A 14928-nucleotide genomic window follows, 5' to 3' on the forward strand; every position below is an offset into this window, starting at 1 on the left:
GGCATGTCTGAAATCGAATGGTATGAGCGCATCCAGGCGCATATGGCCGAGGGGCAGTTCTTTCTCGCTTACGATGCCTATCGCGAAGCGGCCAGCACGCAGGCACCCAGCCTGCGCCTGAGCCTGCTGGGTGCGCTGAGCCTCTTGCGCAGCGGCGCCGAAGCCGAGGCGCGCAAGCTGATGGGGTCGCTGTCGGGCCGCCTCCTGAGCACCGAAGAACGCGAGCAGCGCTTCGCCGACGCCCTGCACAGCGCAGTCGCGCAGCAGGCCGACGCGGCCGGATTTGCCGGCGCCGCACGTGAATTGCTGGCGCTGTTCGACGCGCAAGGCCGGCAGGGCGGCCACGGTGGCGAAGCCGATACGCCGGAAGTGCTGCGCCTGCTTAGCCAGATCCGCGTCGAGCTGTGGGCACGACTGGGCGACGCCGCTGACCTTGAGCAGGCCGCGCTCAGCGCGGCTGCCGCCTTCCGGCTCAGCGACAGCCTGGCCGATGGTGTCGACGCGGCAGGCCTCGCCGCCATGCGTGGCGAACTGGCCGCCGCGCGCACACTGGCCGCCAGCCTGCAGACGCGCTGGGCAGCCCAGCCGGAGCCTCCCGCTGCAGATGCCGCCCGCGCGGGCCCCTGGTGGCTGCAGGGCGCTGAGCTGGCCCTGCTGCTGGGCGACACGCCGGCCCTGGAAGCGCGACTGGCGCAGGCCGCGCGCCTGCAGCCGCGCCACCTGCCCTCGGTGGTGGCCTGCCTGCGCCGCATCCGTCTGCTGGCGCAGAGCGGCTTTGCCGTGCCGGATACGCTACCGGCGCTGCTGCCGCCACCGCGCGTCGTGGTGTTTGCCGGTCAGGCGCTGGATGCGCCCTGGGATGACAGCCCCTGTTTCCCGCCGGCACTGGAAGACACCGTGGCGCGCGCCATCGCCAGCGAGCTGGACGCACTGGGCGCCGAAGTCGGCTTCAGCTGCGCCAGCGCCGGCGCGGAGTTGCTGTTTGTCGAAGCCATGCTGGATCGCGGCGCCGACGTGCACCTGTTTCTGCCCTTTGATCGCGAGGACTTCATCCGCCACCGCGTCGCCTACGCCGGCGGCCACTGGGAACGGCGCTTTCGCAATGCCTGCAAGCTCGCCACCAGCGTGAGCTTCGCCACCGAGGAGCCCTTTCTGGGCCACGCCGCGCTGCTGCGCTTCAACAATCACCTGATCCAGGGCATGGCCCGCGCGCAGGCCTCCCTGCAGCAGGCCGAACCCAGCCTGCTGGTGCTCTGGGATTACGCCGCCGCCAGCGATGCCGGCAGCACGGCGGATTTCATCGACAACTGGCCGGAAATCGAGCGCCTGCGCCTGATCGACCTCGACGAACTGCGCGAACGCGCCAGCGCCGAGGGCCTGCCGGCGCCGCGGCAAATTCCCGCTCCCGCCCTGCCGGACAGCAGCGTCGTTGTCCTGCCGCAGCGCCGCATCAGCACCATGCTGTTTGCCGACATCGTCGGCTACAGCAAGCTGGGGGAAGCCGAGCTGCCGGCACTGTGGGAGAGCCTGGCCACGGTCAAGCCCCTGCTGGCCGGGCCGGCATCCGCGCTGCGCCTGATCGAAAGCTGGGGCGACGCCATCTATGCCGTGATGGACACCAGCCTCGCCATGGCCGACTACGCCTTTGCCCTGATCGATGCCATCGGCGCCATGCATGCCAGCGGCAGCCCGCTGTCGCGACCGCTGCAGGTGCGCATCGGCCTGCACGCCGGCCCGGTTTTCGCCGGCGAGCATCCGCTGACCGGCCGCCCCATCGTTTACGGCAGCCATGTCAGCCGCGCCGCGCGGCTGGAACCGGTTTCGCTGCCGGGGCATGTCTACGCCTCACAGCAATTCGTGGCCATGCTGCTGGCCGAGGAAAACGCGCTGCGCCACGAGGCGCAAATGACCGGCGGCGACTACCGGCCGCGCTACGCCTGCGAATACGTCGGCATGCTGTCACTGGCGAAGAACTACGGCCGCCAGCCGGTGTATCACCTGCGCAGGCTGGGGTAGCGCTCACCGTCGCGCAATTGCACGCATCCGGGTGGCAAACGCGCCTCCTGATCAGGTCACCAGCTCGGCAGCTCGTCATGCCATCGTCCCACGGGGTTTCAGCGCCTTCGGCGCGATGCTTTGATGCCGGGGGTGCCCGGCAGCACGTCAGGGGGCTTGTCTTGCCAAGCCCCCCGACACCCCCAAGGCGCGCCCGATCAGCCGCCCCGCTGCGCGGGGTTCCTTGCGATGCTCGTTTTTCCGGGGGCTCGGGACAACTCGCCCTGCGGGCTCAGACACGTCCCGCGCCTGATCCCGGAAAATCTGCGCTTCTCAGCGGCTTTTAGGGCTGAACGAACTAACCAGCGTTATTGTTGCTCGGACTTCCCGAAGGAAAGACCCAATCAGGCCACAATAATGGGTATGCCGCTCAAGCCTTTTCGATCAAAGGGCTTGAGCGACATACCTCAAATAGAACCCAATCACCTCTTACAGGAACTTCTCTTCGATGTCGGTCGAGGATTCCACCCCCACCTTGGCGTAATGCTGGCGGATGAATTCCTCGGCCTTGTTGCGGCCCAGCTCGAACAGCCCGCCGATGTAAGTGCGGTCGAGATTGGCCTGGCTGGCCGCGCCAAGCTTGTTCATCGTGTCCTCGGCGTCGATGGTGTGGATGTAGGCTTCCTTCAGCTTGCCGCCGTCGTCAAAGCCCTTGCGCACCAGACCGTTGATGAAGTTCACCACGCGCATTTCGCGCATCAGGCTGGAGTTGAAGCTCAGGCCATTGATGCGGTCGAAGATGGCCGTGGCGGTGGTCGGCAATTCGGCGAGGTTGATCGGGGTGATCTGCACGATCATCACGTCGCGACAGTCGCTGTTGTAGAAAATCGGGAAGATCGGCGGGTTGCCCATATAGCCGCCATCCCAGTAGAACTCGCCGTCGATTTCCACCGCGTGATACATGAAGGGCAGGCAGGCCGAGGCCAGCACGGCTTCCACGGTCAGCTCGTCGCGCTCGAAGACCTTCACGCGGCCGTTCATCACATTGGTCGCGCACAGGAAAAGCTTCGGGCCGGTGTCCTTCAGCGCGCGCAGGCGCTCGAAATCGATCACCTTCTCGATGGTCGGCTGAATGGGATTGAAACCCATGGGATTGAGCTGATAGGGCGAAACGACACGGGTCAGCGCATCGGCAAAGGCAAACACCGGCGAATACTTCATATTGCCGTCGCCAATCGCGCGATCCATCAGCGAGGGCCAGGGCGCGAAAGCGCCGGTTTTCATCATCAGCTCCCAGTATTCCGCCAGGCAGTCGCGCGCCTTCTGGGGGCCGCCGACCTTGAGGCCGTAGGCCAGCGCCGCGGCGTTCATCGCGCCGGCGCTGGTGCCGACAATGCTGTCGAAATCGAAGCAATCCTCCTCAAGCAGGCGATCAAGCACGCCCCAGGTAAACGCGCCGTGGGAGCCGCCGCCCTGCAGGGCCAGATTGAGGGGTTTGCGCTGTTTCTTGCTGCTGCCTGCCGCCATGCTGTTTCTCCTTTCAAGACTGTCCAGAACGACAACGTGCGTGTCACCTTGCGGGGTGCCATTTGCAGTTATCTTTCGCCAAATTTGCTGCGCTGTAGTAAAACATGCGCTGGCAAGGCTGTCGATGCGAACGGCCAGCCTGCGCCCCCGGCGAGACAAATCCTGCCCTGCCCCCGGCTCCGCCCGGCAGGGCGCCCCCTGCAGACTGCCAAGCCATCACCATGAGTTCGAGCGTTTCTCCCGCACCATCCAGCCATCTCCACAATCCGGAGCTGCGTCGCCCGCTACTCATGCGCATGCTGCTGGCCAGCATGATCATCCTGGTGCTGGCCCAGGGACTCAATGCGGTGCTGATGCTGGCCGCGCAGCGCAACGCCAGCCTGCAGACGCTGGCCACCGCGATCCGCATCAGCGGGCATGAACAGGTGTTTCACATCGAAAATGCCATGCGGCTGGGCAAGCCGCTGACGCAGATGCATGGCCTGGATGCAACGCTCGCCGGCCTGCGCGGCAGCCTGCCCTTTGTGACGGCCGTCGCGGTCAGCGATGCCGGCGGTACGCTGCTGCAGCAGGATGGCGGCGGGCTGACGGATGGCCTGCTGGCGACGACACTGGCGGAACACCAGGGTGCGGCGCTGCTGCAGCGCCGCACCGATGCCGGTCAGCTCTATCTGCTGCCCATTCATGGCCAGGGACGGCAGCTCAGCGGCTTCCTGGTCTTCCTCTTGCCCGATTCCGCCGTGACGGCCAGCCTGCAGGACAGCCGCGCACAGACACTGCAGAGCCTGGCCAGCAGCAGCGCGCTGGGCCTGCTGCTGCTGTTTGCGGCCACGCTGCTGCTGCAGCGCTGCCCGGAGCGCCTGTATCGCCGCGCGCTGTTCATCGCCCCCTTTGCCGCGGTGCTGATCGCGCAAGCGGTGTTTTCCTGGCATCACGTGGCCGCGTTTCGCGCCAGCTATCTGACGGGTGTCAGCAGCAATGTGCAGCGCGCCAGCGACAGCCTGGGCCGCGAGTTTGAACGCCTGCTGGCGCTGGGCGTGGGGCTGGAGCGCTTTCACGGCCTGGATGCGCCCTTTCAGCGCATGCTCGACGACATTCCCGAACTTGCCAGCGTCGCGCTGCTGGACGCGCAGCAGCAGCCGCTGTTTCGCCATGTCCGCAGCGGCAGCACGCCGACCGACGCCACGGGCGCGCCCATCCTCACTCCGCTGCGCACCGGAGCAGGCGATGCGGCAAAAACCGTCGGGGTATTAAGCGCCAGCCTTTCGGCAGATGCGCTCTCCAGAGGTATAGGACGGCGGGTATTTGATGCGCTCACCGTGGCGCTGACCTCGGCGATTTTTGTCGGCGAGCTGCTGATCCTGCTAGCGGCGCTGATGCACCGGCACCAGCAGGCCGCACGCCAGCCCGCCTCCGGGCGGCCGACGGCGCGGCCGCTGCTGGCGCGCACGGCGGCCTTCACCCTGCTGTTTGCCTGGGCGCTGCCGCTGGCCATCGTGCCGCTGCATATGGCCAGCCTGCTGCCGGCCGGCGGCCCCGTGCCCGCCGACCTGCTCAAGGCGCTGCCGGTGTCGGCGGAAATGCTGTTCGCCCTGCTGGCCACGCTGTTTGCCGGGCGCTGGGCGGACCAGCGCGGCTGGCACTGGCCCTTTCTGGCGGGCACGCTGATCTGCGCGGCGGGTGGCCTGCTGGCGGCGCTGACCGCTAGCGCGGGCGCCTTTATCGTGGCGCGCGCCTTGGTGGGCCTGGGTTATGGGCTCGCCTGGATGGGGATTCAATCGCATGTGTACGCCGCCAGCAGCCCGCGCACGCAGATGCACGCCATTGCCAGCCTAGTGGCGGGGATTTTTGCCGGCCACCTGTGCGGCAGCGCCACCGGCGGCATGCTGGCCGAGCAGTTCGGCAATCCGAGCGTCTTCCTGCTGTCGGCCTTGCTGGGGCTGCTGCCGCTGCTGTTCGCCATCGTGTTCATGCGCGAGCACTTCCGCACGCCGCCACCCGCCACGCCAAGTGCTGGCAGTGGCGGCTTGCGCGAGCTGCTGGCCGATCGCGGCTACCTGGCGCTGCTGGCGCTGTGCGTGGTGCCCTTTTCCATCGTGCAGGTCGGCCTGCTGTATTACGCCCTGCCCGTGCATCTGGGCGCGCAGGGCGCCTCGCCGGCCGACACCGGGCGCATCCTGATGATTTACGGCCTCTCGGTCATCTATCTGGGACCGCTGCTGGGGCGCTGGCTGGGGCGCTTTCGCCAGCGCCAGCGCTTTATCGTGCTGGCCGGCCTGCTGGGCGGCGGTGGACTGGCCGCGCTGTATCTGGATGCCGGCCTGTGGGGGATGCTGCTGGCGGTGTTTCTGCTGGGCGTGGCCAGCAGCTTTGGCGGCCCGGCGCAATCGAGCTTTGCCCTGCAGCTGCCCGCCGTGCAGCGGGCCGGAAAAAACCGCGCCATGGCCATCCAGCGCACGGCCGACAAGCTCGGCCAGCTGCTGGGCCCGCTGCTGATGGGCGGGCTGTTTGCGCTGCTGGGCAGCCAGGCGGGCTTGAGCCTGGCCGGCCTCTTGTACATGCTGTGCGCCGTGGCTTTCTGGCTGCTGACGCGTGATGCGCAGCACCACACGGTGGTGAAGCCATGAGCACGCTGACCAGTCTCAGCGTCGGACTGGAGCTGGAGCTGCCGGTGGCGCGCAGCGCGGACGGCAGCACGGGCGATGCCCGGCCGGCGCTGGCCACGCTGCTGGCCGAGCGGCGCGCCCGCGCGCCCGCCACCGCCGCGCTGCGCACCACCGATGGCAGTCTGCTCGGTGTTGCCAGCCCCTGGGGCCTGAGCTCCTTCGATAACGGCTACAACAATCTGGAAACCTCCTTTGCGCCGGTCTTTGGCCGCACGGGCAGCCTCAACCGTCTGGCGCGCCAGGTCGCCGCCGAGCAGGCCGAGCTGGAAAGCGCGCTGGCGGCTCACGACCTCTACGCCCTCAATCTGGCCGAACACCCCTGCACCGCATCGACACCGCAGCGCTACGCCAGCCTGCGCGCGCCGCGACCGATTTACGACTACTGGATCGGCGCGCGCGGCTGGGATCATGCCGCCGGCATCGACGCCAAGGCGCAGAATGGCCCCACCACCGGCGTCGCCGTCGCGGACGCGGTCGCCGGTCTCAACCTGCTGCTGCTGGCCGCCCCGGCCTTTATCGCCCTGTTCGCCAACAGCCCGTTCGAAGCGGGCCAGTACAGCGGACACCGCGAAAACCGCCTGCAGCTGTGGCGGCGCATGTTTGCCCGCGCGCACCATGCCGCCGATCGCCGCCTGTGCGAACTGCCCGCGCGGCCCTTTGCCGGGCTGGCCGACTATCTGCGCTGGGTATTCGCCCCCGATACGGTGATGCACGCCATCGCCACGGACGCCAGCTACAAGACCTTCGATGAACTCTATGTGCTGGATGAACCGCAGTCGCTGCTCAGCTTTCTGGCCGGCCCGGCGCAACAGGCGCACGGCATCAGGCTGCGCCAGGGCTGCCGGATCACGCCATCGCTGGCGCATCTGGAGCAGCTGCAGTTTGCCCACTTTCTCGATGCCCGCATCCGTTTCGCCTTCGCCAGCCTGCCCGGCTGCACGGAGTTTCTGGCCACACTGGACCAGGACGGCGCCACCGAGGCGCTCTTTGCCCGGCATTGCCGCCACGTCTATCTGGAAGGCCGGGTGGCCGGCAACACGCTCGCCGATGCCAACCTGCTGGCCGAGGCCGGCGCAGGGGTTGCTGCCAGCTGCGTGATGGCGCCCAGCGCCGTGCAAACCGGCCTGCTCAATGCGCCCGGCGCCTGGGAAAAACTGCATGCGGCCCTGCCATGGGCGCAGCTGGGCGGCTTGCGCGAAGCCTGCATCCGCGACGGCCTGGCCGCCGAATCTGGCGGAATCACGGGCCGCGACATCGCCGCGCTGGTGGTCGAGCTGGCCAGCAGCGGTCTTGCTGCGGACGAGCAATGGTTGCTGGCCTACCCGCGCCATGTGCTGGCGAGCGGCGCCAACGCCGCCGACCGCGCGCTGCAGCTGGTCGCCAGCCATCCGGGCACGCAGGACGAGGCGCTCGCGGCGCTGCTCAAGGCCCGCAGAATGGTCGTCGTCCCGCCGCCGCTTCTCTGTGACTGAATGCAAAACCCAACGCAGAGGCGCAGAGACGCAGAGGAAAGGCGGAGAAGAAAATACCTTTCAGAAAACCGATTTTTGTTTCTTGAAAAAACCGGTAGCGCAGCTGTTGAGACGCAAATTAGAAACACTTTTGTTGTCATGCTCGCGCAAGCGGGCATCCAGAGCAAAGCTTGAGTTCACATGGCATTCTGGATTCCCGCTTGCGCGGGAATGACGCATCTGACGCAGAGGCATGACCAGACTTTTCAATGGGTATACACCTGCAGGCAAATATAATTAATGCCTGCGGTTGAATAGCTTGGCAGGTATATTGTTTTCTCTGCCCCTCTGCGTTGACAGATTATTACTGTTTGATCACAGCAATCAGCGCGGCGCCGGCGGCGGGCTGATGCGGGCGTAGATCTCGTCGCTGGCCATGAGAATGTCGACCGGCGGGTTGTAGCCGATGCGTTCGGCCGTTTCGAGATTCAGCGCGATTTTCGCCGGTGCCTGCCAGACTTGCGGCAGCGCGCGCGGACTGGCGCCGTTGAAGATGCGCGCCATGGTTTCGGCATGAAAGCGCCCGACATACAGGTAATTGAGCTGGGCGATGCTCATCAGCGCACCCTGGCGGACTTCCTGCTCGCCCAGCATCGAAAAGGTCGGCAGCCCGCGGGCGATCAGCGGCTCGAGCACGCCCGGCAGCGATTGCGGGGTGATGCCGCGATGGACGGTGAGATAGACCGCGTCGGCCACGGTGGCAATTTCGCGGTAGCAGGCCGTCACGCGCGCTTCGGCCTCCTGCTGGCTGACGCCATTGAAGGGCGCATGGCAGGTCTGCACCGCAAAGCCGCGCTTGCCGGCGATGGCCGCGATTTCGTCGACGGCGGCAAAGCTGCGACCTTCGACGCTGTCTTCGTAAACAATCCCCAGCTTCCTGAAGCGGAAAATGTCGTGAAACAGCGCCAGCTGGCGGCCATAGCGCCCCGGCTCGGTCTTGGCGTGCAGGTGGTCAAAGCCGGAATCATCGTCGCTGCGCACAATGCCGCTGGCCACCGGGTTGCTGGTGGACATGACCACCACCGGCGTGCTGATGCCGGGGCGGGCCAGATCCTGCCCGGCCCAGGTGCCCATGGCGATCACCAGATCAATGTCGCGGCGCTCCTGCAGACGCTTGAGCAGCGCAGCGGCCACCACCGGGCGCTGCTTGGGGTCGAAATCGCCGGCGGCATGGTAGCCATCGGGCAGGAATTCGAGGTAGTCGCTGCGCGCATTGGCCGCCAGCCAGCGCCAGAAGCCACCCGCCTGCGGGTTGTTGTCGGCGGGCAGCGGCATGTCGCGCAGCCAGCCCAGCGCCATCAAGCCCCGCACGGTGGCCTTGAGGATGACTTCATAATCGCGGTATTGCCCGCCCTCGTAATAGGCGATGCGCCACTTGCCGCCATCGGCCTTGCGGCGCGGCGTCAGTGGCCAGCGACTCGCGGCCAGCACGTCCGATGCAACGGCGCTGGCGTTCGCCGGCGCGGTGCCGACGGTACTGGCAGCCGGAGCCAGCGGGCGGATCTCGGCGGCGGGGGCACTGGCGGCATCAGGCCCGGACGGCGCGGGCGAGCAGGCACACAGCAGCAGTGCAAGTGGCAGGCTCCAGAATTTCACGTTTGTTCCTTGTCGTGGTCCACACCCAGATAGCGGATGGCGAGCAGCGTGATGTCATCGGACTGATCCGTTCCGCCGGCATGCAAGGCCAGATCGGCCATCAGGGCGCGGATCAGGCTGGCGGCGCTGCCCTGCGGGGCCAGTGCGGCAAATTGCGCCAGCAAGCGCGCTTCGCCATAGAGCCTGCCCTCGCCATCCATGGCTTCGGTCACGCCATCGGTATAAAGCAAGAGCCACTCCCCCGCTTGCAGCTGCGCGGCATAGCCGGTGTAGTCCATGTCTTCAAAGGCGCCCAGCGCCGGCCCGCTCACGCTGCGCAGGACTTCGCAGCGGCCGTCGGCCCGCAGGATCAGCGGCGGATTGTGACCGGCATTGGCATAGCGCAGCGCACCGCTGTGCAGGTCGAGCACGCCATTGAAGGCCGTGACGAACATCAGATTGGGATTGTCGCGCGCCAGATGGTCGTTGACCTGGCGCACTGCTGCAGCTGGCGTGGCGCAGCTTTCGCCGGCCGTTTTCATCAGCGTTTTGGTAATCGCCATGAACAGCGCAGCCGGCACGCCCTTGCCGGCCACATCGCCAATCGTGAAATTGAGCGTGTCGCCGGCCAGGAAGAAATCATACAGGTCGCCGCCGATCTCGCGCGCCGAGACCAGCGTTGCATGCAGGTCGATTTCCGGACGCTCGGGAAACGCCGGGAATACCTTGGGCAAGAGGCCAAGCTGGATGTCGCGCGCCACGCCCAGCTCCCCCTCGATGCGCTCGCGCTCGCCAGTCACCGCCAGCAGCGTGCGCACATTCCGATACAGCGCGGTTTCCATGCTGGCGAAGGAACGCGCCAGCTCGCCGATTTCATCCTGGCGCTCATCCAACAAGGCGGCCGGCATGGTTTGTGTGCGCTCGGCAGAAAAATCGGCGCCGGCCAGTCCGCGTGCATACTGGCCCAGACGCACCAGCGGACGGGCGATGCCGCTGGCGACGGCCCAGGCCAGCAGCAGGCCCAGCAGCAAGCCGCCGGCAAACACCAGCGCCTGGCGGGTGACCAGCTCGCGCGCCGGCGCGGTAAGTGCATCTTCCGGCGCGGACACCGCGACATACCAGTCCAGTGCGCGCACATAGGTGGCCCAGCCCTGCATGGCGCGGCCATCCTGCCCGCGAAAGCGCGCGGTGGCGCGATTGCCCGCCGCGGCCCGCAGCGCGGCCTGCGCCTGTGCATCAATGTCGCCATTCGCGGCAGAAGGACGGACAACCCATTGGCCCTGGCCATCGAAGACAAAGACCGCGCCATTGCCAATCACTTCGACCTGCGCCAGGCTGCGCGCCAGCTCGGCACGGAATTGCGCCAGACGGGCATCGGCCTCGCCCTGCACCTCGTCAACCCGCCCGACCGAGGCCACCATCCAGTTCCATGGCCGGTAGGGCAGAAAGTGTCCGTAGCGCTGCACCAGTCGATCCGAGCCAACGGCCTTCCAGTCGTAGATCAGCACCGTCTCGCCATACCGGTCGGCCTCGTCCCAGGCGGCAGCGACCACGCTGCGCCCCTTGAAATCGGTATAGCCCGACAGCTGCGTGCCCAGGAGTGCGGGTTCGGGGTACACCAGCGCCACACCGTCACGATCGAACACCAGCAGGTATTCGCCCCCCACCGGGCGGATTTTCTGCAGCCAGGCCAGTGCCAGTGCCTGTGCCTCGGCCTCGCTGAGCCTGCCCTGCTGCGCCAGCGCCTGATAATGCGCCAGCGTTTGCAGCACCACGCGGTCAAATTCGCGAAAACGCGCCTTGCGCTCCTGCACCAGCGCCACCTTGCCGGCCAGCAGGGTGTGATATTCGCTGCGGATCGCCAGCTCGGCCATGCGCAGCACGTTCTGCACCGAACGCTCTTCGGCGGCAATGGCGGAGGCGCGCACCGCCAGCAGCGAGTACACCATCACCACGCAAGCGACCAGCAGCAGGATCGCCGCCAGCGCGAGGAAAATCCTGGCCTTCAGCGAACGGATGGCAAAGCGCAGCGGCATGGCGTTCAGCCGGCGAGCAGCGCGCGCCCGTCCGCCACCGTCGGCGCCAGCTCGAGAATGCGGGTGAAGCCGCTCATCTCGAACACTTCGCTGACCTGCGGCTGCAGGCCGCACAGCACAAAGCGCCCGCCCGCCTGCTTGGCGCGCTTGGCCGCCATCAGGATGATGCGCAGGCCCGCACTGGATACATAATCCAGCGCAGCCAGATCAAGCAGCACCCTGCTGCCCGCGTCGGCCAGCAAGGGCAGCAGCGCCTTTTCCAGTTCCGGCGACGTTGCGCCGTCGAGCCGGCCGCTGGCCTGCAGCAGCAGGGCCTCGGGGAGGTTTGCCAGGGTGGTGGTGATTGCCATGGTGATGCTTGTCTCCATAATCCGGGCGGCGCGAAGCGCGCCATTAGTGCGGCGCCGGCGCGCCGTCGGGCAACTGCTTGCGCAGCAGCACGCGATTGTGCCCGCCTTCGCGCACGACGCGATAGTCGTCCATCAGGCTGCGCACGAAATGCACGCCCAGACCGCCTGGCGTGCGCGCATCCAGCTCGGCCTCCAGATCGGGCTCGGGCACTTCGGCAAAGGGATCAAAGGCCGGTGCATCGTCGGTAATCGCGATCTCCAGCCAGCCACCGGCCAGCGCCAACCCCACGCGAATCTCATGCCCGGGCTCGCCCTTGAGGCCGTGGGTGATGGTATTGGTCAGCAATTCATCCAGACAGAGGTTGACCTGCATGGCCAAGTGCGGCCAGGCCGCCAGAAAGGCCGTAACGGCCTCGGCCAGCCCGGCAATCGCCGTCAGCTCTGCGGACAGCCGGTATTCGAGAACACTGCCATTGCTTGTCGTCACCGCCCCATCCCGAAACAAGAATCGCCACGCCACCCGCCGGCCGGCCGGCAACGCAATGTGTGCACCAGCTTAACAGGCTGTTGAGCAACTGCGCCAGTTACTGAGGGTCTGCTCGGAAATCCCCAGGTCGCGGGCGACCTGAGCGGGAGATTTGCCTTCGGCTTCGACCAGACGGACTGCTCCTTGCTTGAACTCGGTGGGGTAGCTCTGCTTCGGAATTTTGCACCTCGATACCTCCGTATACCAGTTTATCTGGCTACGCTTGGTATCCGGAATTCGCGGTCATCCTCAATACCGGGGGCCTGTGGAAACCGGCCTCGAGCCCTCGGGCGGCAGCTACGTGCTTATGAGCACTGGCGCGTGTTGTTGCGGGTCAAGCTCCTAGCAGGCGGCGAGCGAGCAAGGATTGCATGTCACGACGTCCGTCCGCAATCAGGTAAACAATGACCTGGCTGCCTGTGACACGGTAGATGACGCGATAGGGTTTGAATAAGGTCTGGCGGTATTCTTTGATCCCAAGGCCGACGAGTTCCTTTGGATAACTGCCGCGCGCCGGGAATTGCGACAGGCTATCCACAACGACCATCAACTCATCCAGCACCTGGTTGGCGTTGGTCACACAGTCGAACTCGGAGATGTAGTCGTGGATCGCCTCCAAATCCTGCTCCGCCCCCTCGGTGAGCAGGACCTCAAACCTGGCAGATGTGTCTGCCATCAGTCTGAGGCTCGCTTGGCGCGGAGGCGGGCAACGACATCAGCCACAGGCTTGACCTTGCCAGTCACCACATCCTGATTACCCAGCGCGAGAATCTTTAGCAAGGCCAGTGTTGCTTGCGTCTCTTCAAACGAAGCGACGTCCTGCAGGACAGCCTTCGCCTCACCGTTTTGGGTGATGACCATCGGTTCGCGCTGCTCCGCGAGGTGAGCCAGAACCTCGGCTGCGTTGGCTTTGAGATAGCTGATCGGTTTGACTTGTGATGAGTAGCGCATCGCGATGCTCCTGCCTTAAACAAGACTTAATATAGTCTTTTTCTGGTCCACATACAAGGCATGCATCAGGTCGTCATGACGGGGGGGCGGCACAGGGCAATGGCGCTGGCGTGTTTTGCTTGAGTACCCACCAGTGTGCCACGGCAGAAAAAGGCAACAAAAAAGGTCTTGGCGAAAATTGCGCAAGACCTTGATTTTGTTGGTGGTGCCGGGGTCGGACTCGTCTTCTCGCCGCAAACCCTTTATTTTCAATGCTTCGCCCTTGCGCAAACCACAAACAGGGGTACAAGCAGGGGTACATACGGCAGGCGGTAGGCTGGTTTTCGCCTGTGCGATCCCCCCTCGCACAGCGTCGCACACCCGGCGCACATCGCCGCATTGCCGGCCTTGATGCCCGCTGCTAAATTGGCAAAGCGCCCCGACTGTGGGGTTGAAGTCGGGCCAGTTTTCTGGACAGTCGAGTCAACCCACTCAATCCCGGATTTTTCCGGGGCCCACCTTTCGGGGCGCATTCTCTCTTCGCCTTTGCCAGCTCACCCCGCACCGCCTGATCCTTGGCTAACCCTAGCCATGCCTCGTTGCAATCTCGCTGCTCCCAGGCCATGACCCTTACCCCTCAGCTTGAGGGTCAGCAGTCGAATTGATGGCTTGCCCGCGCAAAAAACCCGCCACGGTGCTTGGCGTAACAGGTCAGCACCAGTCACACAGGGCGGTAACTACCGGAAAGCAGGCGGAAAACCGTCGTGCCAGCAGTCCCCCAGCTTCGCACTGCCTCGCGCGCGCGTAGGGGGTGGTAACCGTGGAAACCTCACTGGAAACCGCCGCCCTGGATACCAGCGCCCACGGTCAGCGGCACGCGGCAATTTCCTTCAGCGCTTTGTAGGCAATGCGGCGGCGCTTGCCGGCCAGCCACACGGCAGCCAGGTAATTGCCGGTCAGTGCATCCTGCCCGTCCATGCTCAGGAACAGGCAGGGCGTGCCGGTCGGCAGTTCGCCCACATCCACGAACCGGCAGGGCCGGCAAAGCCTGTGCGTGCTGTCGGACAGGCTGGCATGCATGGCTCCCAGCATCTGCTCGGCTTCATGCTTGCGCTCGGCAATGGCCTGCCGCGTGGCCTGCATGTTCGCCCTGCCCCTTGCCCGCCTGAGCTGCTGACGGCGCATCGGGGACAGATCAGCCCATGCCGAGTCATCGCTGTTCTCGTAGCCCTCCGGCTCCACCCATACCCCCACGCCCCCCGCTTCGTCCTCCGGCTCGATGACGGGCAGCGGCTCAGGTTCCGGCAAGGGCAGGCCAGCGCCAGCCAGCGCAATCCGCGTAGTGACGGCGGGCAGGATGTCGACCAGTGGGCGCAGTGTTTCCTTACAGCCTTGCAGGTAGGCCAGCAGGTCGGGCTTGTGCTGACGAATCAGCGCGGCCTGCTCCGGGGTGGGGCGCGGGCTGACCTTCAAGCCGCCATCATCGGACAGCGCCAGCGACAAACCCGCGCCGGTCAGGGTGGCGAGCAGGTCAGAAGATTTCATAGTCCACCCCCTCGATTTCGATGCTGTTTTCTTTTCTCTCGGCTGTTTGGGGTGTTTCTCCCTCTAGAACTCTAGAACCCGCATGGTTATTGACCTTCAGCGGTTTTCCTCCCTCTAGAGGGCTGGGGGTTCTAGAGTCAGAAAAACGGCTGTAACCCGCGTGGTTATTGGCGTCTAGAGTTCTAGAGGGAGATTTTCCGGAATCAGCCGGAGAAAGAAAAGAAAGCCCGTCGTCCTGCTGCTGGTGTTGGTTGGGGGGTGGAAAAT

13 protein-coding genes and 1 pseudogene are annotated in these 14928 nt (G+C 65.7%); 3 read left to right on the forward strand and 11 right to left on the reverse strand.

Translation table 11 applies throughout. The annotated features are described in order from the left end of the window. Window positions 1–3 precede the first annotated feature (3 nt). Window positions 4–2016: an adenylate/guanylate cyclase domain-containing protein gene (locus C515_RS22825; protein WP_051305086.1), complete on the forward strand. Its 2013-nt coding sequence runs from the start codon at window positions 4–6 to the stop codon at window positions 2014–2016. Between the two features lie 468 nt (window positions 2017–2484). On the opposite strand, the gene C515_RS0118005 is transcribed toward C515_RS22825, so the two are convergent. Further along, on the reverse strand, window positions 2485–3522 hold the full coding sequence (locus C515_RS0118005; RefSeq protein WP_051305087.1) for a patatin-like phospholipase family protein: 1038 nt from the start codon (window positions 3520–3522) through the stop codon (window positions 2485–2487). 221 nt (window positions 3523–3743) lie between these two features. Here C515_RS0118005 and C515_RS21915 point away from each other — a divergent pair, with 221 nt between their 5' ends. Both C515_RS21915 and C515_RS21920 read left to right on the forward strand, forming a co-directional pair. Next, on the forward strand, window positions 3744–6149 hold the full coding sequence (locus C515_RS21915) for an MFS transporter (protein ID WP_144290549.1): 2406 nt from the start codon (window positions 3744–3746) through the stop codon (window positions 6147–6149). Continuing rightward, a complete protein-coding gene (locus C515_RS21920; RefSeq protein ID WP_051305088.1) occupies window positions 6146–7660 on the forward strand; it encodes a glutamate-cysteine ligase family protein in 1515 nt (504 codons plus the stop codon). The genes C515_RS21915 and C515_RS21920 overlap by 4 nt, the downstream gene beginning before the upstream one ends. A 60-nt stretch (window positions 7661–7720) precedes the next feature. Here C515_RS21920 and C515_RS24220 read toward each other — a convergent pair whose 3' ends face one another. The 10 genes and pseudogenes from C515_RS24220 to C515_RS24435 all read right to left on the reverse strand — a co-directional run. Beyond that, on the reverse strand, window positions 7721–7909 hold the full coding sequence (locus tag C515_RS24220) for a hypothetical protein (protein ID WP_158380881.1): 189 nt from the start codon (window positions 7907–7909) through the stop codon (window positions 7721–7723). A gap of 114 nt (window positions 7910–8023) precedes the next feature. Next, window positions 8024–9295 (reverse strand): ABC transporter substrate-binding protein, encoded by a 1272-nt coding sequence (locus C515_RS0118020; RefSeq protein WP_211234110.1) that lies wholly within the window; start codon window positions 9293–9295, stop codon window positions 8024–8026. Next, entirely contained in the window at window positions 9292–11310 is a 2019-nt protein-coding gene (locus C515_RS22830) for a SpoIIE family protein phosphatase (RefSeq protein ID WP_051305089.1), read from the reverse strand. Before C515_RS22830 ends, C515_RS0118020 begins: the two co-directional genes overlap by 4 nt. A 5-nt stretch (window positions 11311–11315) precedes the next feature. Further along, window positions 11316–11660: an STAS domain-containing protein gene (locus C515_RS0118030; RefSeq protein ID WP_051305095.1), complete on the reverse strand. Its 345-nt coding sequence runs from the start codon at window positions 11658–11660 to the stop codon at window positions 11316–11318. A 43-nt stretch (window positions 11661–11703) separates the two neighbouring features. Continuing rightward, complete coding sequence (locus tag C515_RS0118035) at window positions 11704–12147, reverse strand: ATP-binding protein (protein ID WP_028456632.1); 444 nt, start codon at window positions 12145–12147, stop codon at window positions 11704–11706. A gap of 90 nt (window positions 12148–12237) precedes the next feature. Further along, window positions 12238–12366 (reverse strand): annotated as a pseudogene (locus tag C515_RS23850) (transposase); the annotation flags it as partial. A gap of 154 nt (window positions 12367–12520) precedes the next feature. Next, a complete protein-coding gene (locus tag C515_RS0118040; protein WP_028456633.1) occupies window positions 12521–12862 on the reverse strand; it encodes a type II toxin-antitoxin system RelE/ParE family toxin in 342 nt (113 codons plus the stop codon). Then, on the reverse strand, window positions 12862–13137 hold the full coding sequence (locus tag C515_RS0118045) for a type II toxin-antitoxin system Phd/YefM family antitoxin (RefSeq protein ID WP_028456634.1): 276 nt from the start codon (window positions 13135–13137) through the stop codon (window positions 12862–12864). Before C515_RS0118045 ends, C515_RS0118040 begins: the two co-directional genes overlap by 1 nt. Window positions 13138–13983: 846 nt before the next feature. After that, complete coding sequence (locus C515_RS0118050; protein ID WP_028456635.1) at window positions 13984–14661, reverse strand: hypothetical protein; 678 nt, start codon at window positions 14659–14661, stop codon at window positions 13984–13986. Further along, window positions 14648–14928, reverse strand: a 281-nt coding sequence (locus tag C515_RS24435; RefSeq protein ID WP_211234039.1) for a hypothetical protein, incomplete at its 5' end; no start/stop codon positions are given. The genes C515_RS24435 and C515_RS0118050, both read right to left, overlap by 14 nt.

This window comes from Chitinilyticum litopenaei DSM 21440 (assembly GCF_000428145.1).
Taxonomy (GTDB): Bacteria; Pseudomonadota; Gammaproteobacteria; order Burkholderiales; family Chitinibacteraceae; genus Chitinilyticum; species Chitinilyticum litopenaei.